This is a genomic window from Flagellimonas marinaquae (genome assembly GCF_023716465.1).
Taxonomy (GTDB): domain Bacteria; phylum Bacteroidota; class Bacteroidia; order Flavobacteriales; family Flavobacteriaceae; genus Flagellimonas; species Flagellimonas alginolytica.
The window spans coordinates 1705070-1731769 of the sequence record NZ_CP092415.1 but is presented as its reverse complement, the minus strand read 5'-3'; the positions used below and the strand labels follow the sequence as shown (position 1 = coordinate 1731769).

General features: G+C 41.0%; 24 protein-coding genes. 12 read left to right on the top strand and 12 right to left on the bottom strand.

Going from position 1 to position 26700, the window contains the following annotated elements; all coding sequences use genetic code 11:
- The first annotated feature begins 4 nt into the window (after positions 1 to 4).
- The 4 genes from MJO53_RS07820 (at position 5) to MJO53_RS07805 (ending at position 6190) form a co-directional block, all read left to right on the top strand.
- Positions 5 to 1723, top strand: coding sequence for a GMC oxidoreductase (locus MJO53_RS07820; RefSeq protein ID WP_224835819.1), 1719 nt, complete (start codon positions 5 to 7; stop codon positions 1721 to 1723).
- Positions 1723 to 2376 carry a gluconate 2-dehydrogenase subunit 3 family protein gene (locus MJO53_RS07815; protein ID WP_224835820.1) on the top strand — a complete coding sequence of 218 codons (654 nt, stop codon included), beginning with the start codon at positions 1723 to 1725 and terminating at the stop codon, positions 2374 to 2376. The genes MJO53_RS07820 and MJO53_RS07815 overlap by 1 nt, the downstream gene beginning before the upstream one ends.
- A gap of 1096 nt (positions 2377 to 3472) precedes the next feature.
- On the top strand, positions 3473 to 4207 hold the full coding sequence (locus MJO53_RS07810) for a LytR/AlgR family response regulator transcription factor (RefSeq protein WP_252081119.1): 735 nt from the start codon (positions 3473 to 3475) through the stop codon (positions 4205 to 4207).
- Positions 4208 to 4264: 57 nt separating this feature from the next.
- A complete protein-coding gene (locus tag MJO53_RS07805; RefSeq protein WP_252081118.1) occupies positions 4265 to 6190 on the top strand; it encodes a tetratricopeptide repeat protein in 1926 nt (641 codons plus the stop codon).
- Here the strand turns inward: MJO53_RS07805 and MJO53_RS07800 are convergent.
- The gene (locus MJO53_RS07800; protein WP_252081117.1) at positions 6183 to 6752 is read right to left on the bottom strand and encodes a DUF3109 family protein; all 570 of its coding nucleotides are present in this window, start codon (positions 6750 to 6752) and stop codon (positions 6183 to 6185) included. The two genes, MJO53_RS07805 and MJO53_RS07800, sit on opposite strands and share 8 nt — an antisense overlap.
- 120 nt (positions 6753 to 6872) lie before the next feature.
- On the opposite strand from MJO53_RS07800, the gene MJO53_RS07795 reads away from it, so the two are divergent.
- Together MJO53_RS07795 and MJO53_RS07790 are read left to right on the top strand one after the other, a co-directional pair.
- A complete protein-coding gene (locus tag MJO53_RS07795; protein WP_224835824.1) occupies positions 6873 to 7457 on the top strand; it encodes a MarC family protein in 585 nt (194 codons plus the stop codon).
- A 9-nt stretch (positions 7458 to 7466) separates the two neighbouring features.
- Positions 7467 to 7667, top strand: a complete 201-nt coding sequence (locus tag MJO53_RS07790; RefSeq protein WP_224835825.1) for a hypothetical protein — start codon at positions 7467 to 7469, stop codon at positions 7665 to 7667.
- 1 nt (position 7668) lies between these two features.
- Here the strand turns inward: MJO53_RS07790 and MJO53_RS07785 are convergent, their stop codons facing one another.
- The 4 genes from MJO53_RS07785 to MJO53_RS07770 all read right to left on the bottom strand — a co-directional run bounded on the left by MJO53_RS07785 (position 7669) and on the right by MJO53_RS07770 (position 11173).
- The gene (locus MJO53_RS07785) at positions 7669 to 9300 is read right to left on the bottom strand and encodes a S41 family peptidase (RefSeq protein WP_252081116.1); all 1632 of its coding nucleotides are present in this window, start codon (positions 9298 to 9300) and stop codon (positions 7669 to 7671) included.
- A gap of 15 nt (positions 9301 to 9315) precedes the next feature.
- Complete coding sequence (locus MJO53_RS07780; RefSeq protein WP_224835827.1) at positions 9316 to 9753, bottom strand: deoxycytidylate deaminase; 438 nt, start codon at positions 9751 to 9753, stop codon at positions 9316 to 9318.
- An 85-nt stretch (positions 9754 to 9838) separates the two neighbouring features.
- Positions 9839 to 10423: a HupE/UreJ family protein gene (locus MJO53_RS07775; protein ID WP_252081115.1), complete on the bottom strand. Its 585-nt coding sequence runs from the start codon at positions 10421 to 10423 to the stop codon at positions 9839 to 9841.
- 12 nt (positions 10424 to 10435) lie between these two features.
- Positions 10436 to 11173, bottom strand: a complete 738-nt coding sequence (locus MJO53_RS07770) for a TerB family tellurite resistance protein (protein WP_252081114.1) — start codon at positions 11171 to 11173, stop codon at positions 10436 to 10438.
- 122 nt (positions 11174 to 11295) lie between these two features.
- Here MJO53_RS07770 and MJO53_RS07765 point away from each other — a divergent pair, with 122 nt between their 5' ends.
- The 3 genes from MJO53_RS07765 (at position 11296) to MJO53_RS07755 (ending at position 13180) form a co-directional block, all read left to right on the top strand.
- Positions 11296 to 11706: a BrxA/BrxB family bacilliredoxin gene (locus MJO53_RS07765; protein ID WP_224835830.1), complete on the top strand. Its 411-nt coding sequence runs from the start codon at positions 11296 to 11298 to the stop codon at positions 11704 to 11706.
- 79 nt (positions 11707 to 11785) lie between these two features.
- Positions 11786 to 12520, top strand: coding sequence for a lysophospholipid acyltransferase family protein (locus tag MJO53_RS07760; protein ID WP_252081113.1), 735 nt, complete (start codon positions 11786 to 11788; stop codon positions 12518 to 12520).
- A complete protein-coding gene (locus MJO53_RS07755; RefSeq protein ID WP_252081112.1) occupies positions 12521 to 13180 on the top strand; it encodes an HD domain-containing protein in 660 nt (219 codons plus the stop codon).
- A 3-nt stretch (positions 13181 to 13183) separates the two neighbouring features.
- On the opposite strand, the gene MJO53_RS07750 is transcribed toward MJO53_RS07755, so the two are convergent.
- The gene (locus MJO53_RS07750; protein WP_224835833.1) at positions 13184 to 14623 is read right to left on the bottom strand and encodes a glycosyltransferase; all 1440 of its coding nucleotides are present in this window, start codon (positions 14621 to 14623) and stop codon (positions 13184 to 13186) included.
- A gap of 188 nt (positions 14624 to 14811) precedes the next feature.
- Here MJO53_RS07750 and MJO53_RS07745 point away from each other — a divergent pair, with 188 nt between their 5' ends.
- Positions 14812 to 16236: a Gfo/Idh/MocA family protein gene (locus tag MJO53_RS07745; protein ID WP_252081111.1), complete on the top strand. Its 1425-nt coding sequence runs from the start codon at positions 14812 to 14814 to the stop codon at positions 16234 to 16236.
- A 217-nt stretch (positions 16237 to 16453) separates the two neighbouring features.
- On the opposite strand, the gene MJO53_RS07740 is transcribed toward MJO53_RS07745, so the two are convergent.
- Both MJO53_RS07740 and hflX read right to left on the bottom strand, forming a co-directional pair.
- Positions 16454 to 17521, bottom strand: a complete 1068-nt coding sequence (locus MJO53_RS07740) for a PA0069 family radical SAM protein (RefSeq protein ID WP_252081110.1) — start codon at positions 17519 to 17521, stop codon at positions 16454 to 16456.
- Positions 17522 to 17914: 393 nt separating this feature from the next.
- The gene (hflX, locus tag MJO53_RS07735) at positions 17915 to 19126 is read right to left on the bottom strand and encodes a GTPase HflX (protein WP_252081109.1); all 1212 of its coding nucleotides are present in this window, start codon (positions 19124 to 19126) and stop codon (positions 17915 to 17917) included.
- Positions 19127 to 19211: 85 nt separating this feature from the next.
- Between hflX and MJO53_RS07730 the strand changes: the two genes are divergently transcribed.
- Positions 19212 to 20156 carry an endonuclease gene (locus MJO53_RS07730; RefSeq protein WP_252081108.1) on the top strand — a complete coding sequence of 315 codons (945 nt, stop codon included), beginning with the start codon at positions 19212 to 19214 and terminating at the stop codon, positions 20154 to 20156.
- Between the two features lie 151 nt (positions 20157 to 20307).
- On the top strand, positions 20308 to 22503 hold the full coding sequence (locus MJO53_RS07725) for a S8 family serine peptidase (protein ID WP_252081107.1): 2196 nt from the start codon (positions 20308 to 20310) through the stop codon (positions 22501 to 22503).
- A 526-nt stretch (positions 22504 to 23029) separates the two neighbouring features.
- Here MJO53_RS07725 and MJO53_RS07720 read toward each other — a convergent pair.
- The 4 genes from MJO53_RS07720 to MJO53_RS07705 are packed head-to-tail and all read right to left on the bottom strand — an operon-like array spanning position 23030 to position 26691.
- Positions 23030 to 23743 (bottom strand): 3'-5' exonuclease, encoded by a 714-nt coding sequence (locus MJO53_RS07720; RefSeq protein WP_252081106.1) that lies wholly within the window; start codon positions 23741 to 23743, stop codon positions 23030 to 23032.
- 9 nt (positions 23744 to 23752) lie between these two features.
- Positions 23753 to 24223 (bottom strand): methylated-DNA--[protein]-cysteine S-methyltransferase, encoded by a 471-nt coding sequence (locus tag MJO53_RS07715; protein ID WP_252081105.1) that lies wholly within the window; start codon positions 24221 to 24223, stop codon positions 23753 to 23755.
- Positions 24223 to 25344 (bottom strand): CNNM domain-containing protein, encoded by a 1122-nt coding sequence (locus MJO53_RS07710; protein WP_252081104.1) that lies wholly within the window; start codon positions 25342 to 25344, stop codon positions 24223 to 24225. The genes MJO53_RS07715 and MJO53_RS07710 overlap by 1 nt, the downstream gene beginning before the upstream one ends.
- A gap of 45 nt (positions 25345 to 25389) precedes the next feature.
- On the bottom strand, positions 25390 to 26691 hold the full coding sequence (locus MJO53_RS07705) for a serine hydrolase domain-containing protein (protein ID WP_252081103.1): 1302 nt from the start codon (positions 26689 to 26691) through the stop codon (positions 25390 to 25392).
- Positions 26692 to 26700: the final 9 nt, after the last annotated feature.

Below are 26700 nucleotides of genomic sequence, written 5' to 3'. Positions count from 1 at the left end.
ATAAATGAGTAAATTTTATTACAATCAGGAGCAGGAATCCTATGATGCCATCGTGGTAGGAACGGGTATCAGTGGTGGTTGGGCTGCCAAAGAATTGTGCGAAAATGGCCTCAAGACCTTGGTCTTGGAACGAGGTCCCATGGTAAAGCACCGTGAAGATTACCCAACAGCCAATATGGATCCTTGGGATTTCCCCCATGCCGGGAACGCAACCCGAGAAGATATCAAACAACAAGAAAAACAATCCAGAACAGGCTATACCACTGGGGCGGCCTCCAAGCACTGGTTTGTAAACGATTTAGATCACCCTTACAATGAAACCAAACGTTTTGATTGGATGCGTGGCTACCATGTGGGCGGACGTTCCATTATGTGGGGGAGACACAGCTACCGTTGGAGCGATATTGATTTCGCCGCCAATAAGAACGAAGGTATCGCCGTTGATTGGCCGGTAAGATACAAGGATATAGCCCCTTGGTACGATAAAGTTGAAAGTTATATAGGAGTTTCCGGGGAAAACCTGGGTCTACCACAATTGCCTGACGGCCAGTTTGAACCCATGATGGAACTTAACTGTGTGGAAGACCATGTTAGGGGTAAGGTTGCCGAGCATTTTAACGGACGGGTTATTACCGCCGGTAGGGTAGCTCACATTAACAGTGATAAAAAATTTGATGGCGATGGACGTGTACGTTGCCAGTTTAGAAACAGATGTATCAGAGGGTGTCCTTTCGGAGCATACTTTAGTAGTGTTTCCTCTACTTTGCCCGCAGCTGAACGCACAGGTAACATGACCTTAAGACCCGACTCCATAGTCCACGAGGTCATATATGATCCAAATACCCAAAAAGCAACAGGCGTTAAGGTTATAGACAGAGAGACCAAAGAAGAGTTCGAGTTCAAGGCCAAGGTTATATTCCTTTGTGCTTCGGCTGTTGCATCCACTTCTATTTTGATGCAATCCAAATCCGATAGATTCCCCAATGGATTAGGAAACGATTCTGGAGAATTGGGACATAACATTATGGACCACCACTTCTTGGTAGGAGCATCAGGAAAGTTTGAAGGATACGAAGACAAATACTACAAAGGAAGAAAGCCAAATGGAATTTATATCCCAAGGTTTAGAAACCTAGGAGGCGACTCCGACATGAAAAATTTCACCAGAGGTTACGGATACCAAGGTGGTGCCGGTAGAGGCAACTATGAAGAATTGATTGCCGAAGCTTCTTTTGGAAAAGATTACAAGGACGCCATGTTGACCCCAGGTGGTTGGACCATGAATATGCTTGCCTTTGGTGAGATACTACCTTACCACGATAACAAAATGACTTTGGATTACGACAAAAAGGATAAATGGGGACTACCAACCGTAACTTTTGATGCCGAAATCCGCGAGAACGAGATCAACATGCGCAAAGACATGCAGGACCAAGCGGTTCAAATGTTGGAAAAGGCCGGCGCCAAGGACATTACTCCATATGATCGGCCCTATGCCCTTGGACTTGGAATCCACGAAATGGGTACCGCCCGTATGGGCCGTGACCCAAAAACTTCTGTTGTAAACGGAAACAACCAGGTACACGGATGTAAGAATGTTTATGTAACCGATGGTGCGTTTATGACCTCGGCAAGCTGTGTGAATCCATCGTTAACGTATATGGCATTTACTGCAAGAGCGGCCAACCATGCAGCTCAAGAACTTAAAAAAGGAAATATATAATGGAAAGAAGATCAGCACTCAAAAATATGGGGTTGGCTTTTGGTTATGCCGTTGCCACTCCAACATTATTGTCGTTACTACAAAGTTGCAAGAACAAACCGGCATATGCGGAATGGACTCCAAATTTCCTTGATAAGGACAAAGGTTATGCCATGGCACAGACCCTGGATGTGATTCTTCCAAAAACAGATACCCCTTCTGCAACAGAGATGAACGTACATGCGTTTATCGATGCTTACTTGGATGAGGTAATGCCGTTGGAACAAAGAGACTTTGTTGTGATGAAGATGAACAAATTTTACGAAAAGGTTTTGGCAGATTCCGGTAAGGAATCCTTAATGGACATAGAACCTGCGGATATAGAACCAGCCCTTGCAACATATTTGAAAAAACGAACTGACGAGGAAGAGGATTTGCAGAACGAGGCCATTATGAGCTATATGCAAGCCATAATGGAAGGCGGAGAGGCAACTTTGGACGATGAGATTTCCAGAGTATCCTTTGCCCACGAACTAAGGGATTTGGCGACATGGGCCTACAAAAATTCCGAATATGTGGGAGAGGAAGTTTTGGCTTATCTTCCAATACCAGGAGAGTATATTGCCTGTGAGGATGTTACAACTTTGACCAATGGTAAAGCATGGTCACTCTAAGTTTTAGAAGCCTCCAATAAAAATAGAAGCCTCCTAAATAGGAGGCTTTTTTAGTTTCCTCACAAACAAAAATACCTCGGAACGTTCTAATGTGGGGTGAACTCATCCGAGGTATTAAAATCAATAAACACTATCACACGTACCGCATAAATACAGTACAGTAAAACTGTAACCTAACATTTTGTAAAATACATCAACCAGACTACAGTATTTCTTTTTCCCAATTAAATACACCATTGCCCTATGGAGAGCTATAGCGGAAACTTGTAAAAATACATTTGGGATGGTTGCAAATATTTAAAAATACTGCGGATTAAAGAAGCAATAGGGGCTGTAAATGCAGTAAAGTTTTTAACACAAAATGTTGACATCTGGCACTTCCAACATTTTGCACAGAATAGTAACTCTTAATAAACAAAAAGCCGGGCAAGAAACTTGCCCGGCCTATCTTTTATGATGAACTATTAGCTTAATATTACCAAGAGTACGGCCTCTTCAATCATGGCCGGTATAATCTTTATTTGTTCTAGGTAGTTCCCCCGAAACCTAAAATCAAATCCGGATTGCAGCCTAATTGAAGATTTAATCTTGCAAGCGGTTTTTACAATCATGTGATTGGTTGCTGTGGCCGTACATTCTATTGGTAATACAAAATTTTAAAGAGCTTGTAATGGGATGCCAAAATCATTTCTTGGCAACCACACTATTCCAATCCGAATTTAATTCGGCACTATTCTTTTCTGATACTGCGGCAAAAATAAGAGCCATTATCAAAATCAGGAACAATATTGCACATTTTCTCATCTGCTGGCTATTTGGTCTGTCCTTTGTTTTTTGACATGCCGAATATAGATAACAAAAGCCCTTGCTCAGGAGCTCTATGTATAAATTGCAGCTTTTTGTGTATAATCGGCTGTTGTATATTTTAGGTGTGTAGGCGAAATCCGTAGTATTGAACAAGGAAGTCCTTATAAATCACCAGATTTCCTTTGGTTTTGTTTTTTTTTACCAGTTATACGCACTAAATATCCATTAACACATAATTTTAGCAGTATTTGGGGAATAATTCTAAATTTGATTATACCTATATTATATTATGCTAGAAGCAGTAATTGTTGATGATGAGATTAAGGCCCTACAAAGTTTGAGTTGGGAACTTACCAATTTGAGCGATGAAGTGGATATTATTGCGTCCTTTACCGATGCCCGAGAAGCCTTGACCTATTTGGAACAAAACACTCCAGATTGTTTGTTCTTGGATATTGAAATGCCTGCAATGGACGGTTTTCAATTCATAAAGAACCTAAAGAACAAGGATTTCCCTGTTGTAATCACCACTGCCTACAACCAGTACGCACTGCAAGCCTTAAAAAACGAGGCCATCGATTATTTGCTAAAACCCATCGATTCGGATGATCTTGAGGAAACCATTACCAAAATAAAAAAGTTCAACGCCAAAAACCTGACCATAGAAAAGTTGGAGAAAATATTGCTCAACTTCAATGCGGACTCCCATAATAAAAAAATAACCATCAATACGGATGGCAAGTTGGTCTTCCTCAACAGTGACGATATACTTTATGCAGAATCGGACGGAAATTACAGTACCATTTTTTTAGCTGATGGGCAAAAAATCCTGCTTACCAAAAAACTCAAGGAAGTCAATGCCCTGTTGCCCCAAAACAGCTTCTTTAGAATCCATAATTCCTACATCATAAACCTGAACAAAATAAAGGAATTCCTTAAAACGGACGGTTATGTTGTTTTGGAATCCAACCATAAAATCCCTGTTTCCCGACAAAAAAAATCCGACTTTTTGGATATGCTTTAATCCCGCAATGTTCCCGTGCCTATAGAAAACTTTACACAAGTCGAATACCTGAATCGAGTGAAAAGAAACACAGTGCTTTTTCTTTCGCTCTTTTTTGTTTTTAACCTATCAAGTGCACAGGAAATTCCCGAAGAGTTTATAGAAAAAGTGGAAACCTTGGTGCAGCTTCGGCCCAAGACTTACGAGGAATTGGACAAAGAGTTGTACCCGGACAAAAGAGACACTACCTTACTTCGGTTTTTTGACAATTTGAGCAGGGAAAATGCATATTCTGAAGGCAGGGCATATGCACTGAACTTATTGGGAATGAAATACAGGAACATTTCCCAGTATGAAAAAGCTGTAAAACTGCACGAGCAGGCCCTTGAAATTTCGGAGGAGGCCAATAGTATAGATTTTAGAGTGCTCAGCTTAAATATGTTAGGGGTCGTATACCGCCGAACAGACGCCATAAAAACAGCATTGGACTACAACCAGAGGGCATTGGAACTGGCAGAACAGGTAGAGAATCCATCCAACCACATCAAAAGAAGTATCAATGTAGCCTTAAATGGTATTGGTAACCTCTACCAATCGTTGGAACAGTACGATTTGGCCATTCTGCAGTTTGAACGAGCCCTAAAACTGGAAGAAGAGATGGGCAATCAACTCGGATTGGCGATCAACCATCAAAACATAGGACACTGTTTGGAGGAAAAAGGAGATTTGGAGGGAGCTCTCGAAAACTACAGAAAGTCTTTGGCCTATAACGAAGAAATAGACTCCGACATAGGCCGTGTGATCTGCAAGAACAGTTTGGCACAGATTTATTTAAAACAGAACATGCCCTATCTGGCATTGGTTCTATTGGAACCTTTACAGAACGAATCCAAAAATATCGGGGACTTTTCCATTACCTCCTTGGTTTATATCAATACCGGATGGGCCCACACAAAATTGGCCAATTACGATAAAGCGGAGAATTATATCTTCGAAGGCCTGGAAATGGCCCAAACCAGGAATATCCCCAGTAATATCCTATATGCCTACGAAAAATTGTCCGATCTGGAGAATGGCAGAGGAAATTTTAAACAGGCCTACGAGTATTACAAAAAAGCCGGTGAGTACGATAAACAGATTTCGAGTGCCACCAACCTACGGTACATGAACGATGTTATCGTAAAATACGAAAACGATAAGAAAAACAATCAAATTGCAGTATTGGCCAAAGAAAATGAGATTGTTAGGTTAAGATTGAAAAAAAACCAGACCACATTATTGGTAAGCGCCTTGATCGTGGGGCTTATTTCTTCTATTCTTTACATTTTGTACAGGCAATACCAAAGCAAGAACGAGAAAAGAGTGCTCACCTTGGAACAAAAAATGTTGCGCAGCCAAATGAACCCGCACTTTTTGTTCAACTCATTGAATTCCATTAAACTGTACATTATAAACAACGAGCAGAAAAATGCCGTTCATTATCTGAACAAATTTTCCAAACTCGTCCGCAAAATTCTTGAAGCCTCATCCCAAAAAGAAATTTCCTTATCGGAAGAATTGGGCACCATGGAGCTTTACATGAATATAGAAAATATCAGGTTTTCCAATGAGATAGATTTTAAGATACAGGTGGAGAAAGATATCAATGTGGACAATATCAAAATCCCATCCCTTACATTACAACCATTTTTGGAAAACTCACTTTGGCACGGCCTATCCCCAAAAGAAGGGGACAAAAAAATACAGATCAATGTGAAGCATAAGGACAAGGGCCATGTAACCATCGAGATAGTGGACAACGGAGTAGGCCGAACTATGGCGGAGCTCAACAAAGAAAACAGGGTTCTTAAAAGAAAGTCATTGGGCATACATATTACCAAAGAAAGGTTGGCCAATTTTGCCAAGGATTATCAAAATAAATTTGATGTGGCAATTATGGACCTTTTTGATGAAAATGGCAATCCGAACGGAACCAAGGTAGTGTTGGATATCCCTACTATTTAGCGCTTTCCTTGACTACAGTCTCCAATTCCCGGTACCAATCCTCTCCAAACTTTTGGATCAAGGCATCCTTTACAAATTTATAAATGGGCACCTTTAAATCTGCTCCCAAAGAGCAAGCGGGATCACAGATTTCCCATTTATGGTAGTTTACCGCGGTAAATTCGGTGTATTCCCTGGTCCTTACCGGATATAAATAGCACGATATGGGCTTTTTCCATTTGGTAACTCCAGCTTCGTAAGCAGCTTCCAACCCACATTTTGCAACCCCGTCTTCCGAAAAAACAACATAGGCACACTCATTATTGTTTACCAACGGAGTTTCCCACTCACCATCTTCCCCTTTCACAAAGGCACCTTGTTCCTCTATGGCACTAATTCCTTCCGGACGTAAAAAAGGTTTTACATCTTGATAAATGTCCACAAGCCTATCGGTCTCGGAATCTTCCAAGGGAGCGCCATATTCACCCCCTACACAACAGGCCCCTTTACAAGCATTGAGGTTGCAAACAAAATCGTTCTGCAAAATCTCTTCGGACACAATGGTTTTACCAATTTGGAACATAAAGAATCAACTTTTATCGCAAAGGTAATCCAAAACAAAAAATTGATGATTTATAAACACTTTTATGTAGTCCAAAAGTAATTTTTAACCGTAAATTTGCCGTCCGAAAAAATTAACGCCATGAATTTTGACCTTAAGGAAATTGCGACCGCAGGAATGGTATTGTTCGCCGTAATCGATATATTGGGCAGTATTCCCATTATTTTGTCCTTGCGGAACAAGGTAGGCCATGTACAATCGGAAAAAGCTTCGATTGTGGCAACTTGTATTATGATCGCGTTTTTATTTGTTGGCGAGAGTATACTATCCTTGATCGGTATAGATGTAAACTCGTTCGCCGTGGCAGGTGCATTTATTATATTTTTCCTTGCCATAGAAATGATCTTGGGAATTACCCTTTACAAAGATGATGAGCCGGAAACAGCTTCCATTGTACCCATTGCGTTCCCCTTAATTGCCGGCGCCGGTACATTGACCTCCATATTGTCCCTACGGGCGGAATATCATGTAGAGAACATAATAATTGCCATTGTTATAAACGTTATCTTTGTGTACATCGTTTTAAAATCGAGTGCAAAAATAGAACGCATATTGGGCAAAAATGGCCTTAATATTATCCGAAAGGTGTTCGGTGTTATTCTAATGGCCATTGCAGTAAAGCTATTCGCTGCCAATATTAACGAGTTGATGACCCACAGTGCGTAAAATATTGATATGAACAGGACTTTTGCTATTGTTATAATAATAATCGCGTTGGGGCTTATTGCCTACAACGTGACCATGGTAGATTTTGAGAACCCACTAAAGGGTGACAGCACTGTTGCCCTGATCGGTATTGTGGCTTCTTTGTGCGCAATAATTCTAATGTTGATCTTTATGACCTCCAAAAAGATTGATAACAAGCTAAAAAAATAAGTTAGGGCTTAACCCCTACCGCTCCGATTTGCGATGGACCTATTGAAGTAGCTTCGTCCAAAGCCCTTACTTTTAGTAGCATTGCGTCGTGTTCGCCCTTGATCTGTGCGGAAAGATTAGGAGAGTACAATTGCTCGGCAATATTGGCCTTTAAATACGATTTTATCTTATCCTCGTAAGCGTAAAAATCTAGTTTGATCTTGCGATCGAGCACAAATTGGATAAACTTGTCGAACAAGATATCATCTACTTTAAATTCATCCAAGAAACTATTTTGGGTATAATCATCATAAATTGTTCTATCCTCTTCCAAATGCTCGAACACAAAACGGGCAAAAAACTGATAGGTATCGTCCATACTTTCTATAGCCTCTTCCTGGTTGGTCCCAATTGGAACAAAAACATCTGGGATTATACCGCCTCCCCCATAGACCACTTTCCCTTTTGGGGTAACAAATTTTAAAGAATCGGCCACTTTTATGCTATCCGCAGATACGAGTTCTCCACTGGAGTAGCGGTCCATGAATGTTTTATAGTAGTCGTGATTACCCTTTTTGTATGATTTTTGAATAGATCTTCCCGTGGGGGTATAATAGCGAGAAACAGTTAACCTAACGGCCGAACCATCACCTAAATCCATTTCCCGTTGCACCAGCCCCTTTCCGAACGAACGCCGCCCCACTATGGTGCCTATGTCGTTATCCTGCAGGGCACCGGCAATAATTTCACTGGCAGATGCCGAACGCTCATTGATGAGCACATACACTTGTCTATCCTGAAACTCTCCTTTTTTTGTGGCATACGCTTTCTTGACCTTTCCTTTTTTGTTCTTGGTGAACAGGATCAGTTTATCCTCTCCCAGAAATTCATCGGCCAATTTTTCGGCTATCCCCAAATATCCTCCGGGATTGTCCCTAAGGTCCAAGGTCAACTTTTCGGCTCCTCGTAGTTTTAATTTTCTAAGGGCATCTTTAAACTCATCGAACGTGGATTCTGCAAAACGATTGATCTTAATATAACCCATGTCCTTGGTGAGCATATAATAGGCATCTACACTTCGTATAGGCACACGATCCCGAACTACCGGGACCTCCAACATTTTATTTTCTGTTTTTCGAAAGACCTTTAAGTTCACTTTGGTGCCAATTTTTCCCTTTAGGGTGGACACCACATCATCGTTGGCAATTCTTCTACCGTAAAGTGTATCCATGTCCGCCATTAAAATACGGTCACCTGGTTTTATGCCACTTATATAACTTGGTCCATTTTTTATAGTCCTGATAACTGTGATGGTATCCCGAAACATATAAAAGCTTACTCCTATTCCCGCGAAGTCTCCCTTCATGCTTTCGGCAACGTCTTTCATTTCGTCCTTTGGAATGTAAACGGAATGTGGGTCCAATTTCCCCAAAATATTGTTTACGGTTACATCTACAATACTATCGGTATCCACATCGTCCACATATTCGTAATCGATATAGTCGATAAGTCGATTGAGCTTGTCTTTTTTGGAGTTTGTGGAAAATAGTTTTTCCGGGGAGTCGTTAAAATGCAGTTTGCCGCCTATAAAAATGCCAATGGCAACTGCCAAGGCAAGTAAGGTAGGCCAAATATATCCTTTGATCTTTTTCATATAGCTATTATGGTATTAAACCATTTCTTCCAGGATGGGCAAATGAACAATTTCTACGCCTGCCCTTTCCAGAAATTTTAATCCAGAATCGTCTTTGTAGGCATTCTGGTATACCACACGTTTTATGCCAGCCTGGTGCACAAGCTTACTACATTCCCTGCAAGGTGAGAGTGTAATGTACAATGTGGCGCCCTCGCAAGACTGTGTAGAAGAGGCTACTTTAAGTATGGCGTTGGCCTCGGCATGGAGCACGTACCATTTTGTGTACCCTTCATCGTCTTCGCAAAAATTTTCAAATCCAGTAGGTGTACCGTTGTAACCGTCGGAAATGATCATCCTGTCCTTAACGATTATGGCACCTACCTGCCTTCTTTTACAGTAAGACAATTTGCCCCATTCTTGGGCCATCCGTAAATAGGCCTTATCGTATTTTTCTTGCTTGCTCGCCTTCATTTATCCAAAAAACGCTGATAATTAATTAAATATACCTGCTTTAAAAGACCTTTACAACCTTATTCGATTAAATTTAACTTTGGCCCTACATGGGGAACGTAGCAATCAACAAAGGTATTGTGATGGCTATGATCAAAATTGACGCAATGGCAATATATATGCGCCTTTTTACTTTGAAGAGATTTAAAACAGCATATGCAATGGCCAGTACCACTAAAATTATGGTTATCTGCGAAAGTTCTATACCTGTGGCAAACCCCAACAATGGTGTAATTTTGTCCTCTTCCTCTGCCATTAGCATTTTAAAGTAGTTGGAAAACCCGAACCCATGGATCAAACCAAAGAATGCCGTTGCCAAAACGTGAAGAAAAATACCTACATCGAGTGCTTCGCGATACACATAGGCAAAATTGAAGAGGGCTGTTAGCAAAATCGTAACCGGAATCAAAAATTCGATAAGACCAACATCCACGGTCATAACCTCATACACCGATAAAGCCAAAGATGTACAGTGCGCAATGGTAAAAATGGTAGCCAAAATCAATACGCGTTTCCAATATTTGAATGTGAACGGCACTGCTAGGGCCGATAGAAACAAAATATGGTCGTATGCCCCAAAATCCAAGACGTGCTCAAGACCTAATTTGGTATAAAATAAAAATTCGTCCATGTTTATAATTGATTAAGATAGTCCTCTTTCCTTTTGGATGGTTTCGTAGGCTTTTTGTACTTCTTTAAATTTTTCTTCGGCGCCTTTTCGTATGGCCTCATTTTCCGTGACCACCCGGTCCGGATGATATTTTTTCGCCATCGTCCGGTAAGCTTTCTTTACCTCATCATCGGTGGCGGTTTTTTCAATTTCCAAAATTTTGTATGCGGTATCGGCCGATTTAATGAACATGGCCATTATACTTTCAAAATCGTGTTGGCCGACACGCAAATACCTTGCAATCTCTTTAAGTTTTTGTGCCTCTGCCTTACTTACCTGCCCATCGGATTGGGCTATACCGAACAAAAAATGCAGCAGTTGCAACCGCACTTCATATCTGGTACGCTGTGCCATAAAGCTGCAAATGCGCTCAGCGGATATCTCCCTTTTTTTAATTACTTGGTTGAACGTTCTAAAGATAGCATTTGCTTTCTCTTTTCCGTACGTGCTCAAAAAATACTGCCTTACGTAATCCAACTCTCTCTGGTTTACCTGTCCATCGGCTTTAATTATAATGGAACAAAGAGATAATAGGTTCAGTTCAAAATCGGCAGGAGAAACCGATTGTCTGGTCACATTTTCAAAAACTGTGCGTGTTCTATTGCCAGAACCACCAAAGTTGTCCAAAAAGCTCCCTACTATAAACCCCAATACCGCACCGGGAAATCTGAATAAAAAATAACCAAGAAAAGCGGCTATCCACTTGATCATACTTCAAAAATTAAAGCGCAAAGATAGGGGTTTGATAAGTAAACAAAGCTTTAAGCAATGTTAAGGGTGATGAAAAAAACCTGACAATACCGTATCTTTGTACCGTAATTAAAAAGAAGTCTATGTATCCAGAAGAATTGGTAAAACCTATGCGCGAAGACTTGGCAGGAGCCGGGTTCGAAGAACTACATACCAGCGAAGCTGTTGAAAATGCCCTAAAAAAGGATGGCACCACCTTGGTCGTGGTAAACTCGGTTTGTGGTTGTGCCGCGGCCAACGCAAGACCTGCGGCCAAGTTGAGCCTTCAAAACAGCAAAACACCGAATAATTTGGTCACTGTTTTTGCCGGGGTCGATATGGAGGCAGTTGCTACGGCAAGAAACCACATGGTCCCGTTTCCTCCCTCTTCACCCAGCATGGCCCTTTTCAAAGATGGTGAATTGGTACACATGATCGAAAGACACCATATTGAAGGAAGACCTGCAGAACTTATTGCCGAAAATTTGATGGAAGCCTATAACGAATTTTGCTAAAATCAAGTAAATAAGATATCGAAAGACCACCCTTTTAGGGTGGTTTCTTATTTTTACATCAACCAATACCTGTGCAAACGTGCTAAAACTGTTATCGTACCCCCTAACCATTGTTTTCTTTGTCCTTTTTGGTCTGGTCCTTGCTATTTTTCATCCCATACAATGGGTATGTTTAAATATTTTCGGATATAATGCCCATAAGGGCAGCGTTTCCATATTAAATTGGTTTATAATGCGTTGCACAAATGTTCTGGGCACGCGTTATAGTTTTAGGAACAAACAAGATCTTCCTAAAAGCAGACCCCTGATCATTGTTACCAATCATCAGAGCATGTACGATATTCCTCCTATTATCTGGTACATGCGTAAATTCCACCCCAAGTTTGTGAGCAAGATTGAATTGGGAAAAGGAATCCCCAGTGTATCCTATAACTTAAGGCACGGTGGTTCGGCACTTATAGATAGAAAAGACCCTAAGCAGTCCATTGCCGAGCTTCAAAAGTTGGCCAAGTATATCGAGGAAAATAACCGAAGTGCTGTTATTTTTCCTGAAGGGACCCGAAGTAGAAACGGGGTGCCAAAACCTTTTAGGACCACTGGGCTCAAGGTAATGTTGAAGAACGCACCTTCCGCATTGATCGTGCCCGTGAGCATAAACAATTCTTGGAAACTGTTGCGATACGGAAAATTTCCGATGGGACTGGGCTCTCATCTTACGTTTGATGTACACCCGCTAATGGAGAACAAAGGGAATGCCGATGAACTGATCGCCCAAATAGAAAAACAAATTGTTTCGGGAGTAAATACACATTAGATGAAGAATGACCAACTAGTTCAAAGCACCATTGATTTTGTAAAAAAAGAGCTTCAAAATGCAGAAGGAGGTCACGATTGGTTCCATATTGAACGTGTTTTCAATACATCAAAATCGATTTTAAAACAGGAAAGTGCCAATTCGCTTGTGGTTCAACTAGCTGCACTACTCCATGATATTGCCGACCCAAAGTTCCATAACGGCAATGAAAATATTGGCCCCTCCAAGGCGAGAGAGTTCTTGGAATCCCAATCTGTTGATAAAGAAATTATTGAGCATGTGGTCAACATTATAAAGCATATGTCCTTTAAGAACAGTTTAGATAACAATGGGGCTTCGTTTACATCCAAAGAGCTCCAAATTGTACAAGATGCAGACAGGTTGGACGCTATTGGTGCCATAGGTATTGCCAGGGCTTTTAATTATGGTGGATTTAAAAACCGTGAACTTTATAATCCAGAGATTCCCCCCAATTTACAAATGAGCAAAGAGGAGTACAAAAATTCCAATGCCCCAACAATTAACCATTTTTACGAAAAATTACTGTTGCTAAAGGATACAATGAATACTACAACAGGCAAAAAAATAGCTCAAGAAAGACACCGATTTATGGAATGTTTTCTTGAGCAATTTTATAGAGAAGTTGGTATTTTTAAATAAATTTTATTTTTTATTGGATAGTCCACGTGTTAACCAACCCCTTTTGTTAGCGGTAGCGATGGCATAGGGTGTAATCCAAAATAGACCAAAGGTGTATAGTATGCTATAGGAATAAGCCCAGAACGATTCGGAAAGCTCGTAGCGTTTGGCATAGAAAAATACGGGAAACGAGGTCAATACCATAATACTTACCAATGTTGAACTAATAAATAATAGCGGATGGGTTAGTATAAAGAATAACATAAAGATCAAGAACGGATAACTCATTATGATCCTTAAAAACTGACTTGTAAACAACAACCTTGTACCTGTTTTAGGCCCTTTTCGGAAATTTTTGAACACGTACTTGGACATTTCTATATTTTCCCTAACATTGCTCCTTCCCCACCTAATGAACATTTTGTACAGTCCTTTATATTGTTCTGGAACATTGGTGTAACAGTATGCATTCCTTTGGAACAACACATGGTGTCCTTGTTTCAGGATCATGTTTGTCATAGCTCGATCTTCCCCAATATCGGAAGGTTTTCCCATAAAGGTTTGGTTGATCCAATCGGGCAAACAGGCAAATACTGCTGAACTTCTGTAGGCGGCCAACGCCCCAGGAGTACACAAAACCGAATTTAGGCTGCTCTCCGCTGAGCGTACAAACTCAAAACTCAAAACAAAACTTACGTCCAACATTTTTGGCAACAATGCTTTTTCGTTGTTCAGCACTCGGATGTTACCTGCGACAGCGCCACACTCGGGATTGGTTACGAATGGACTCACTAAATTTCGAAGCGTATCCGATTTTACAATCGAATCACTGTCCACAGTCACAAAAATCTCTCCCTTACCCTCATTAAACCCACGATAGAGTGCATGCCTTTTTCCTTTGTTTTTTGGCTGTTTATAAATGGACACACTGTTCCCAAGCTCTTTTTTTGCTTCTTGTATCCATTCCCATGTATCGTCCTGACTACCATCATCTATGGCCAAAAGCTCGAGTTTCTCCATAGGGAAATCACTTTCGGCAAGACTTATCAAAGTGTGATAGACCTGCTTGCCTTCGTTGTAAGCGGGCACAATTACGGTACAGGTAGGCAGCTCCTCATCCGAAACGGAAGAAATCGGTTTATACTTAAAATATCTATAAACGGTATACAAAAAGAAACTTGTCTTGAAAACAAACAATGCCGCAGCAATGATCATAAAGGTCAGTCCTAAGCTATTTTCCATCCGCTCCATGTTGAACTGTTCAAAGTCACCTTGTAAAATATATACTAGATAGGCAGACCCGAGCATTAGCACAAAAGTGCTTCCCATTACAAAAACACCCCATGCGTCCGCAGTATGGAAGAATTTACGTATGCTAGAGAAAAGGTTGATCTGTTTTAGGGTGTTCAAGGTAGTTTTAAAAAAGGAACTTTTTTTCTGTTGATTCGAGGTAGTGTTCTTCATAAAATTTGAATTGTATGCAGTGTTTTAATCATTTACGAATCAAATGTGTTTTTAGATCGGATTTAAAAATACTTTAACGTAATCGTGTCTTAATCCTAACAAAAGGGAGCATCGACCCAAAAGAAATTTGAGATTGTGCTCCACGAGTTTTTTGTATCTTGGAATTTCATAAAATCAAACTAAACAAAATGCAAAGAAGAAAGTTCATAAAAAATGCTGCAGCTGCTTCGGCCGCTTTTTCCATTGTACCCAGCCATGTCTTGGGGAAAACACATGTTGCCCCTAGTGACACTCTGTATGTTGCCGGTTTTGGTGTTGGAGGAAGGGGTAATGGCGTAATCAACGGGTTACACAATACCGGCCGTGTAAAATTTGTGGCTTTTTGTGATGTTGACGACCGCCGTGCCGCGCAAACCTACGAACAGTTCCCGGATGTAAAGCGCTTTAAAGATTTTCGCAAAGTTTTTGACAAGCACCTTAACGACATTGATGCCATTATGGTCGCTACCCCCGACCATACACATGCCAGCATTGCATTGCCCTTTATGCGCGAAAAAAAGCATGCCTATGTAGAAAAACCTTTAACGCACAATATTCACGAAGCCAGGTTAATGACCCAAGTTGCCAAGGAAAATGGCATTGTTACCCAAATGGGAAACCAAGGTGCTTCCAGCGACGATAGCCGGATTGCCCGGGAATGGGTAGAATCCGGTATTATTGGAAAGGTACATACTATTGATTGTTGGACCAACCGTCCTGTTTGGCCGCAAGGGGTGCCCATGCCCACAAAAAAAGACCGCATTCCCAAAGAATTGGATTGGGACCTCTGGTTAGGCCCAGCGGCTATGCGGGATTATAACAATGCTTACCTCCCATTTAAATGGAGAGGTTTTTGGGATTTTGGAACTGGTGCTTTGGGCGATATGGGCTGCCATATTATGGAAACCCCTTTCAGTGTTCTGGACCTTGGTTATCCGATTGAAGCAGAAGCTAGTTGCACCACTGTTTGGGTGGATGATTTTGTGGAAGCGGATTACAGTCATTCTTGCCCTCCATCATCCAAAATACATCTTAAGTTTGAGCACGAAGAGCATGGTGATATCGCGTTAAACTGGTACGATGGCGGACTTAAACCAAATCTACCGGACGAATTAAAAGATGGTGAAACCATCGGAGATAGCGGAGGCGGTACCGTAATGTATGGTGAAAAAGGTATTTTGGTATGTGATACATATTCACGAAATGCCCGATTATTGCCTTCGAATATGATGGATCTATACAAAGCCCCATCTCCTAAATACCCTAGGGTTCCAGGTGGAATGGATGGACATATTGCCAATTTTGTGGATGGGTGCCAAAATGGTACGCCCACCTCATCCAACTTTGATAAGGCCGGCAAGTTGACAGAAACAGTTTTAATGGGCAACTTGGCCGTTAAAGCATATCAATACAAAGAGCTGCAGGAAGGAAAAACGCCCAGGGACTGGAATCCATATAACTCACCAGGAAGAAGGAAATTGAAATGGGATGGGGAGAATATGAGAATCACCAACTATGACAAAGCCAACGAGTGGGTCACCAGAGAGTACCGCGAAGGCTGGGAATTAAAATAAGCTTTATTTATATTGAAAATGGCCCTAAATGGGCCATTTCTTTTTTTCATATTCTTGCATGCTCATGCACTATACTATCTTTCAAATTCTTATTCATTTTGAGCCGAACGTAGAATGCGCGATAAATCTTAGGCAGAATGGGTTTCTCAATCTTCACGTTGTTCCTCTTATCAAAATGGCAAATATGTCTTGCTAATCGGTGATATTCCAATTGAAGCTAAAACAATTTCATTTGCCCATCTTTATACTGCTCATGAAGTTCCATATTCAATTTTGGAAAAGTTCTTCCATTAAAATAACGCCGTCTGGCCAAATGTGCCATTTCGTGGATTTGATGAGCAATTTTACCTTCCCCTTTCATTCTAGAACCAAAACGGCTATCATTCAACGATCCCCCATGACAATCTTTTATCTGGTGCAGCACTTTTTCCGCTCGATCGGGCATGGTCTTTCTGATCCAATCCTCAAATATTTGTCCAATGGCTCCATTGAGCCGCACCACTGTTAAACCAAAAGAAAGTGCACCATGCTCCGCCACAGTCTTCGCCAAGGGCAAGAGTTCATGTGAATTTATTCCGGGAATAATTGGTGCCAACATCGCATTAACCGGGATATTGTTTTTCGATAAAGCTTCGATCGTTTTGAGTCTTTTTTGGATAGATGCCGTTCTGGGTTCCAGTGTTCGTCTTATTTTTTCCGACAATGAGGTTACGGAGATATTTACGCCGATCAAATTATAGCTGTTCAACTCCTTTAAAATGTCCAAATCCCTCAAAACCAATGCATTCTTTGTAATGATCCCGACCGGATGGCGATATTTTAAGAACACCTCAAGGCATTTCCGAGTTAACTCATATTCTTGTTCTGCTGGTTGGTAGCAATCGGTGTTCCCTGACATAACAATAGTGCTTGCCTTCCATTTTTTACGCTTGATCTTTTCTTCCAACAGTTCCGGAGCTGCTTTTTTTATGAGTATGTTACGTTCAAAATCCAATCCAGCACTATAGCCCCAAAATTCATGTGTATTTCGGGCATAACAATACACACAACCATGCTCACATCCTTGATAAGGATTCATGGAATATTGCATACCAACATCCGGGCTGCTCACTTTATTGACGATGGTCTTTGGAAAAATGGGCACATAAGTTGTTTTATTATGGTCGGCCACCTCCCCTTCCAACCTACAGAATTCCAAAAAATCTTCCCGAGTTTCGTACACATGTTGTAAAAACCTGTTATCGGTATTTTGTTGTGCTCCTCTCCCTTTCAGAAAATTTCCCATTTACAATATTTGGATTTATTCCAAATATATGGATTATTTCCTTTATTTTTTTGTTCAAAAATTTATGAGGACCTACTCTTATGCCCAGACCAATAAAAGACTTTAGCAATGGTCTGGGAGATAATATTTTAATCACTTGGCACAAAAAAAGCCCTCGATAAAGAGGGCTTTTTTGTGGGGTGAAAAAATATTTTTCCATGTTCTTAAGACCAAGGTCTAAGTAGGTTAAGATCCATAAGATCTGTGCATGACACTAAAATGACTTAAAAACATGGTGAAAGTATACCGCCGGTGGTCAGTTTCTAAATTTTTGTTGTGTAGGGCACTGAAATTGTGGTGAACCTGCCTCACCCATGTAGTTTATCGAAAAAACGGGCCGAACGTCCGTTCGCCTTAAAACTCATCCAAATGCTCCGGGTACAAAAAGTTGTTGTACGGAAAGCGGGTCACATGAATATCCCTTACGGCATGGTACACTCGTTTTCTGAATTCGTCCATGTTCTCCTTGTTAAGCGCAGAAATAAACAGAACCTTGTCGCCCAATTTGTTAAAATAAGTATTTTTCCATTCCTCAAGGGTGAAATGTGCAGTGGTGCGTTCGGTTACAAGGTCATCTTCTTCTATTGTTTCCGGGCTATATTGGTCTATTTTGTTAAAGACCATAATGGTAGGCTTGTCGGAACTTTCTATCTCGTCCAAAATCTGGGTTACTGAGCTGATATGATCTTCAAAATTAGGATGCGATATATCTACCACATGAAGCAAGAGATCGGCTTCGCGAACCTCGTCCAACGTACTCTTGAAACTCTCCACCAATTGGGTGGGTAATTTTCGTATAAACCCAACTGTATCACTCAATAAAAAAGGAAGGTTGCCCAAGACCACTTTTCGAACGGTAGTATCCAAAGTGGCAAAAAGCTTGTTCTCCGCGAACACATCGCTCTTGCTGATCACGTTCATTAAAGTGGATTTCCCTACATTGGTGTACCCGACCAAAGCTACACGGACCAAAGAACCTCGGTTACCACGTTGGGTTTCCATTTGGCGGTCTATTTTGGCAAGTTTCTTTTTGAGCAAAGCAATTCGGTCGCGAACAATACGCCTATCCGTTTCAATTTCCGTTTCACCGGGGCCACGCATTCCTATACCCCCTCGCTGCCTTTCCAAGTGGGTCCAAAGACCTGTAAGCCTTGGCAACAAATATTCATATTGGGCCAATTCCACTTGGGTTCTGGCGTAGCTTGTTTTTGCCCTTTGGGCAAATATGTCCAAAATAAGGCTGGTTCTGTCCAGCACTTTGCAGCGCAACAGCTTTTCAATATTGTTCTGTTGTGCGGGCGAGAGTTCATCATCAAAAATAACAGAGCCGATTTCGTTCTCCTTAACAAAACTTTGAACCTCTTCCATTTTTCCACTTCCAATATATGTTTTGGGATTGGGCACATCGACTTTTTGTACGAATCGTTTTGCGACCTCACCTCCTGCAGTGTAGGTCAAAAATTCGAGTTCGTCCAAATACTCTTTTACCTTTTCCTCGTTCTGGTGCTGGTTCATTACACCGACCAGCACCGCCTTTTCATATTCTATAGTCTTCTTTTCTAGCATTAAATGGGTTTAGATTGCAAATCTACATAATGTTTTGGAAGCTGTTTTTGTACATTCGCTTTTGAACAGTAACAATCAATAAAAATTGCTAAAAAAGAAGAATAGGTACACCATCGCTTTTTATAACCTTGAGAATTTTTTTGACACCAAGGACGATCCCTATTTGTTGGATGATGATTTTACACCAAAAGGTTTTCGAAAGTGGGATGAGCATAAATTTGGCAAAAAGGTAAAACGGATTGCGAAAGCCATTTCAAAAATTGGAAGAAAGGAGAGTGTCCACCCCCCGGTTTTAATCGGTATGGCCGAAGTAGAAAACAAGTTTGTGGTCGAAAAAATATTACATGCCCATAAATTAAAGAATACTGCCTATGATGTTATCCATTTTGATTCTCCGGACGAACGGGGAATCGATACGGCTTTGGTTTACCACAAACAACATTTTAAGGTATTGGATGCTCAAACCATTCCTTTGATCGTAGATAACACTAACGGGGAAAGGGATTTTACGCGAGATATTTTATATGTTAAAGGGGTACTTCACCAGGAGGAAATCCATGTTTTCGTAAATCATTGGCCGTCCCGAAGGGAGGGCGCAGATGAAACCAACTTCAAAAGAGTCAAAGCCGCAAAAACAATTCTGGATAAATTGGAAATAATGCAAGGGGATTCCGATAACATTATCATAATGGGGGATTTTAACGATGATCCACGTTCGGAAAGTATACAAACCTTGATGGAAACGGGTCGATTTATAAACCCTATGAATAAATTACTGTCCCCCAAAACAGGCAGTGCTAACTATAGGGGAAATTGGAATCTTTTTGATCAAATATTGATTTCCCATAGTTTTTTGAATTTCCAAGCTGGCACACATAGTTTTGTTGAAGCCAAAATTTTCGCGCCGCGCTTTTTAAAGGAATGGCATGGGAAGTATAAGGGGAACCCGTTCAGGACATATGCAGGAGGTAGTTATTTGGGAGGGTATAGCGATCACTTTCCTGTTTATGTTATTTTAGAAGAAAATTAAAAAGTAAGAAATAAATTACACAACGTAAAAGTTAATTTTCACAACAAAAGGCGTAAAAAGCCGTGTATTTCGTCGAATAAAGTAGGAATTTTATCGAAGTATATCATCTTTCCTAATATATTCGTAGTCCAAATCTTACCTAAACTTAATTATGGACTACAGATTTCCTTTAGGGACCAAGAGAGCTATCTTCTCTTTATGTATCTCACTACTCAGCGTGAGTTCCCTAATTGCACAATCTAAAAACGAGAAGGACAAGATTCGTTTTTCCTACGATCAAGGAAAAATATCTTCCTTGATTTCCGATTTTGAATCGGAGCACCAAAATAAGCGTCAAAAAATAGAAGAATTAATAAAGACCAAAGGTCTTTTTGCGTCAAAAAATAAAGGTGATGGCACTCAAATAGCACTTGAGGATATCGGCTCCGACGGCACTCCTTTGTTTTATACAACATTGAACGACCCAGCATCCCAAACATCGAGAGCCCATACCTTGTACGATAATGGCCTGTTGAACCTTGGGCTTACAGGAAGCAATATGGAAGTGGGCGTATGGGATTCCGGCATTGCTCTAAGCTCGCATCAAGAGTTTGATACAAGGGCATACAAAAATGATAATTCCACCGAAGTAAGTCTGCATGCCACCTTGGTAACGGGCAACCTTATATCTGCAGGAGTAGAGCCCAATGCCAAAGGTGTGGCCTATAACGCCAAGGCCTTGAGCCACGATTGGAGCCGAGATAAGATCGAAGTGGCACAGGCTGCCGCAAATGGCCTGTTGTTGAGCAACCATTCCTATGGAATTTTGTCCGACAGAGTACCAGATTGGTACTTTGGGGCTTACATAAAAGCTACCCAAGATTGGGACAGGATCATGTACAATGCTCCTTATTATTTGATGGTGACCGCAGCAGGGAATGCCAGACAATCCAACGATAATGCTAGCCCAAACTTTGGTAAGACCAGCGATGGTTTTGATCTTTTATTGGGATTTACAACATCAAAAAACGGATTGACCATTGCCGGTGCAAATACAGAAATAGACAACAAAGGAAATTTAAAGAACGTATCGGTGGCCGGATATAGCAGTTTTGGCCCTGTTGACGATGGCCGTGTTAAGCCGGACCTTGCAGGAGATGGAGGAAATATTCTATCTACCAGCTCATCGACCAACAGTAGTTATCAAGTGTCTGCCGGAACTTCCATGGCAGCACCCGGAGTAACAGGTTCTTTACTTTTGCTGCAACAATACCACGAAGAGCTTTTTGGCAAGTATATGAAAGCGGCAACCTTAAAAGGATTGGCTCTTCATACAGCAGATGATGTGGATGCCAAAGGACCCGATTACAAAATGGGTTGGGGGGTGATGAATGCCAAATCGGCGGCAGAGGTGCTTCAGAACAAAGACTACACCTCCTTGGTCAATGAAGAAAGTTTGATCAATGGTGATACCTATTCCTTAACGGTAACTGCACTTGAAAACCATCCTTTGATCGCTTCCATATCCTGGACCGACCCAGAATCGGAAAACATTAACCGTGGAGACTTGAACAGCACAACAGCCGCTTTGGTCAACGATTTGGATATTCGTATCACAAAAGATGGAAAGAACTATTTTCCTTGGAAACTTAATCCAGCCAGAGCCAACGACCCGGCAACCTTGGGAGATAACAAGGTAGACCCGTTCGAACGAATTGAAATCGAAAATGCCAAGGGTACGTATACCATCACTGTAAGCCATAAAGGGCGATTAAAAAACGGAATCCAGGATTTTTCCTTGATCGTGTCCGGGGCTCAAATATCCAATTGCTCTATTGAGGTTCCTACGGGTTTTGAAATTAAAAACTCTACGGAAGCAGGCACTACACTTTCTTGGAGCAATGCCGATGAAACATTGTTCGAATTTCAATATAAAAGTATTGATTCCGATAACTGGAGCAATGAACTGATTTGGGAAAACAGCTTTAATCTTGATTTACTGGAAACGGGAAAGGTATACGAAGCACGGGTACGTTCCATTTGTACCGAGAATGCAGTATCCGAATTTTCGGAAACGATTGAATTTGAGTTTAATGGTATAGAAACAGTATTGATTCAGAATACACCTATGTACGTACCACAGCAGTTGAGCATTTCCGTTTATCCTAATCCTACCGTGGACTACCTCAATGTAAACGGTGAGTTGTCCAAAGATGCAGAATTCTCTATTGTGACGACTTCCGGAAATGTTATAAAAAAAGGAAAGACCCAAGGCTCAATAAATGTATCTTCAATTTCTTCCGGCCTATATGTTTTGGTCATTCAGGATTATTCTGGGATAAAAAGTACCAAGTTTTATAAGAATTAGAGGTAAGGCCGGAGTGCCAATAACCTTTTGCCGCTCTGAAAAGGCCACCATCCATCGATATCGGGATTTACAGAACGGTCACTCTATTTTTGTAGGCTATTGAACGAAAGTTTGCCACAGGTAATCGTGGAAATGAAGTTTGTTGAACCCAAATAGAGATTTTACTAGACTTTTTGTAGTAAGAAGGTCTAAGGCTATCCAAAGAAATTATCGATTATATGTCATGCTGTTTATACTCTGGACAGCGATACCTTTTGAAGTGTACACACCAAAAGCCCATTAATGGGACACCATGTATGCAAAAGTAATATCGGAGGTCATTTCAACATGAGATGCAAAGCATCGATTGAGAAATCTCAAAATAAAAAGATTTCTCCCTGCTTCCTTCGACCCATTTCGACTTAGCTCAATAACCAGCGCTCAGGCTGACAGTTCGAAATGACGATGACAGACTTTTTAGTAGATAAAAAAAGATACCTTACTGCATTTGGAAAGACATATAATTAGCATGGTAAAGGGAACATGCCTATACCTTCTTAATTTCATCATCCGTTAAAAGTTCCTCGTTGCGCATGCGTAAAAACACCTGTGCAGTGGTCACAACATCCAATTCACAATAGGCAATGATTCTGTCAATATCATTCTCCTTGTAAAATACATCCTTTACCATACTGCCATCCATATCTTCTTTTGGTGAAGGTATCCCAAGAATATGCGACAATAATTTGAGGGAGGTATAATGCTTGTAATCACCGAACTTCCATAGTTCCATGGTATCCAAATGGGGTACTTCCCATGGCTTTTTCCCGAAAAGATCCAGTTTATAGGGTAGATTGATTCCGTTTATTACCATTCTGCGGGCGATATAGGGGAAATCGAACTCCTTTCCGTTGTGGGCACACAAGAGATGTTTGGCATGATTAAAATGGTCTTGGAGCAGTTGTTTGAATTCTATTAAAATTTTGTTTTCACTACCGTAAAAGGAAGTCACCCTAAAACTCCTTATGTCTCCTTTATGGGTAAAATAACCAACAGATATACATATGATCTTCCCAAATTCGGCCCAAATTCCGGCCCGGCCGTAAAATTCCTCAGCGGTGAATTCATCCTTACGTTGATATTGTGTTTTTTGTTCCCACAAGTGTTGACCAGTTTCATCCAAATCGGTGAAATGTTGATGTTGGGGCACAGTCTCAATATCCAAAAAAAGGATATGTTCCAGGTTAAGTTTATAAAGCATGGCAACTAATTAAAAAAGAGTCGTCTGCTTTGCAGGACTCTCGTGTTCCAATAACCATTTTTTTCTATGCAGTCCACCTGCATATCCTGTGAGGTCTCCATTGGTTCCTATTACTCGATGACAAGGAACCACAATCCAAAGTGGATTTTTGCCATTGGCCGAGGCTACTGCACGAATGGCCTTTACATCACCGAGTTGTTTGGAAAGTTCTAAATAAGAAATGGTTTTTCCAAAAGGAATTTCTAAAAGAGCATTCCATACTTTTTTTTGAAAATCGGTGCCCGATGGGTTTAGCTTAAGGTTAAATACCGTTCGGTTTCCATTAAAATACTGTTGAAATTGCTCTGCTGCTTCCTTAAGTTCCGTTGGTATTGTACCAATTGGTTTTTTGTTGTTTAAAACCGTAACCGATGCAAGTCCGTTCTTGTCTCCTTTTAACTCGGCTACACCTATAGGTGTTTGTATATAAGCAACTTCCATTATTCAACCTCATCTTCACCTTCAATAATACCCAACCGTTTGGCACGGGCATGCCAATTCTTTCTGGCCAGCTTTTGTAGGTCCTCAACATTGTCGCTTTCATCCATAATCTCGAACCCAAGAAGAGTTTCTATTACATCTTCCATGGTTACCAAGCCACTTACCGAACCATACTCATCCACAACCAAAGAAATGTGCTCGCGTTTCTGTACAAATGTTTTAAAAAGATCATTTATGGACTTTCCCCGGTTGGTAACAAGCAAATCCCTACGGATGGTGGCCAAGGTCTGATTTCCTTTTTTGTTGATGATGGCTTCCAATAGTTCGTCCTTTAAAAAGAAACCGGTAATGTTGTCCATACGGTCCTTATACAACGGAATCCTGGAAAATCGCAGGGGACGGTTCTTTTCAAAAAACTCTTTGATCGGGGTATCTTCGGACGCTACTTTCATTACCGTTCTTGGCGTCATTACATCACGGGCCAGGATTTCATCAAAATAGAGCAAATTTTTGATCATTTTGGACTCTGATTCCTTGAACACACCTTCTTCTTCGGCAATTTCCGTCATTGCACTAAAATCTTCCCTACTCAGTATGCTTCCGTGCTCTCCCTTGGCTCCTACAAGTTTGGTGAAAAGTTGTAATAGCCATAACAAACCTGTCCATTTTAGGATAAACACCATAATGTTCAATGCCTTGCTCGTAAAATTGGCCAATTGCTTCCAAAAAGTGGCCCCAATGGTCTTGGGAATTATTTCCGAAGCTACCAGAATTAAAATCGTCATAATAGTAGAAACGATCCCGACCATAAGATCTTCGGTAAGTGTAAAACCAAGAATGCTACGTTCGGCACTTCCGTACATTTCTGCGTAGGCAACTTTGGCCTGCACGCCCACCAAAATAGCGCCCACGGTATGTGCGATGGTATTAAGGGTAAGAATGGCGATCAGCGGCTTGTCAACGTCCTTTTTAAGGCTTTCCAAAGTGGCTGCATATTCTTTTCCCTCTTGTTTTTTTACATTGATAAACGTAGGGGTTATGCTCAGTAGCACTGCCTCCAAAATAGAGCACAAGAATGAAAAGAAAATTGAAATGAGGGCGTAAAAAATGAGTAGTCCCATAGAATGGCTAAATCTTTAGTACCAAGATAGGCAATCGGAATCAATTTAATGGCTTATACCCTGAGCTTTATAAAAAACATCCTGCAATGCTGTCCGGATGTTCAGATTGTACAGTTGACGATGGCTTCTGGAAGGGTATACCCGATTCGACAGAAAAATAAATGTAAGTTGGTTTTCTGGGTCCGCCCATACAAAGGTGCCGGTAAATCCGGAGTGCCCAAAACTTTTAGGCCCTACCCTAGGAGAGGGGTAAGCATCCTCCAGGGCAAGCTCGGCATTATCCAACAATGGCTTGTCAAAACCCAAACCACGACGGTTCTCGTTTTCCGGGTACTGCACTTGGGTAAATTCTTTTACGGTCTCGGCCGAAATAAGTTGCTTACCGTCCATCATACCATAATTTTGATAAAAAAGCATGATCTTGGCAAGGTCGTCCGCCGTACCGAACAATCCTGCATTGCCGGATACACCGCCCATAAGCAAGGCATTTTCATCGTGTACCCAACCTTTTACCAAGGATTTTCTAAAAAGAGTATCTATTTCCGTTGGCACTATTGCATTTATGTAATGGTTGTTTTTTGGCAGATATCCTAAGGTATGGCACCCTAATGGGCGGTAGAAATTTACATCCAGATAAGTCTCATAGTCGATTCCCGAGAGCTGCTCAATCAAACTAGGGAAAATAAGAAACGTGAGACCGGAATATCTATACTTCTTTTCATCTGAAACTTTGGAGCGGCCAATGAGTCGGTTCATTTTTCTTCCAAAACGGTCATTGATGTACAGACCATCATACACTTGTCCCTTAAATCTTTTATTGGATGAATTGCGGACAAACCGTTTTTTGATCTTGCCATTTTTTCGGAGCACTTGTTGCAAAAACACAATATATGGCTCTAGCCCTGCCTGATGCGCTAAAATTTCGCGGAGCGTAAGATCTTTTTTGTCTTTTATATTCTGCCAAGGTTTCCAGTAGGTACTGAAAGGTTTGTCCAGGTCCAATTTGCCTTCGTCCACTAATTTCATAAGGGCTGGCAGTGGCCCAGTAATTTTGGTTACCGATGCCAAATCATAAATGTCGTTCAGGGCAACAGGTCGCAGCTTATCATAAGTGTGAAAACCATAGACTTTGTGAAAAATTACCGTATCGTTTTTGGCCACCAAAACTTGAGCCCCGGGGAATGCCAAACTGTCGATGCCCATCTCCATAATAGAATCCACTTTTTGATTGATGAAATCTTCGTTGAACCCTAATTTGGATGGATATGCGTGTATAAGTTCGCGTTGGGCAAAGGTTAGGGGCATCACTAAAGTGATGAGCAAGAGTGAAATGGATATTTTCTTCATTTGGTAAAG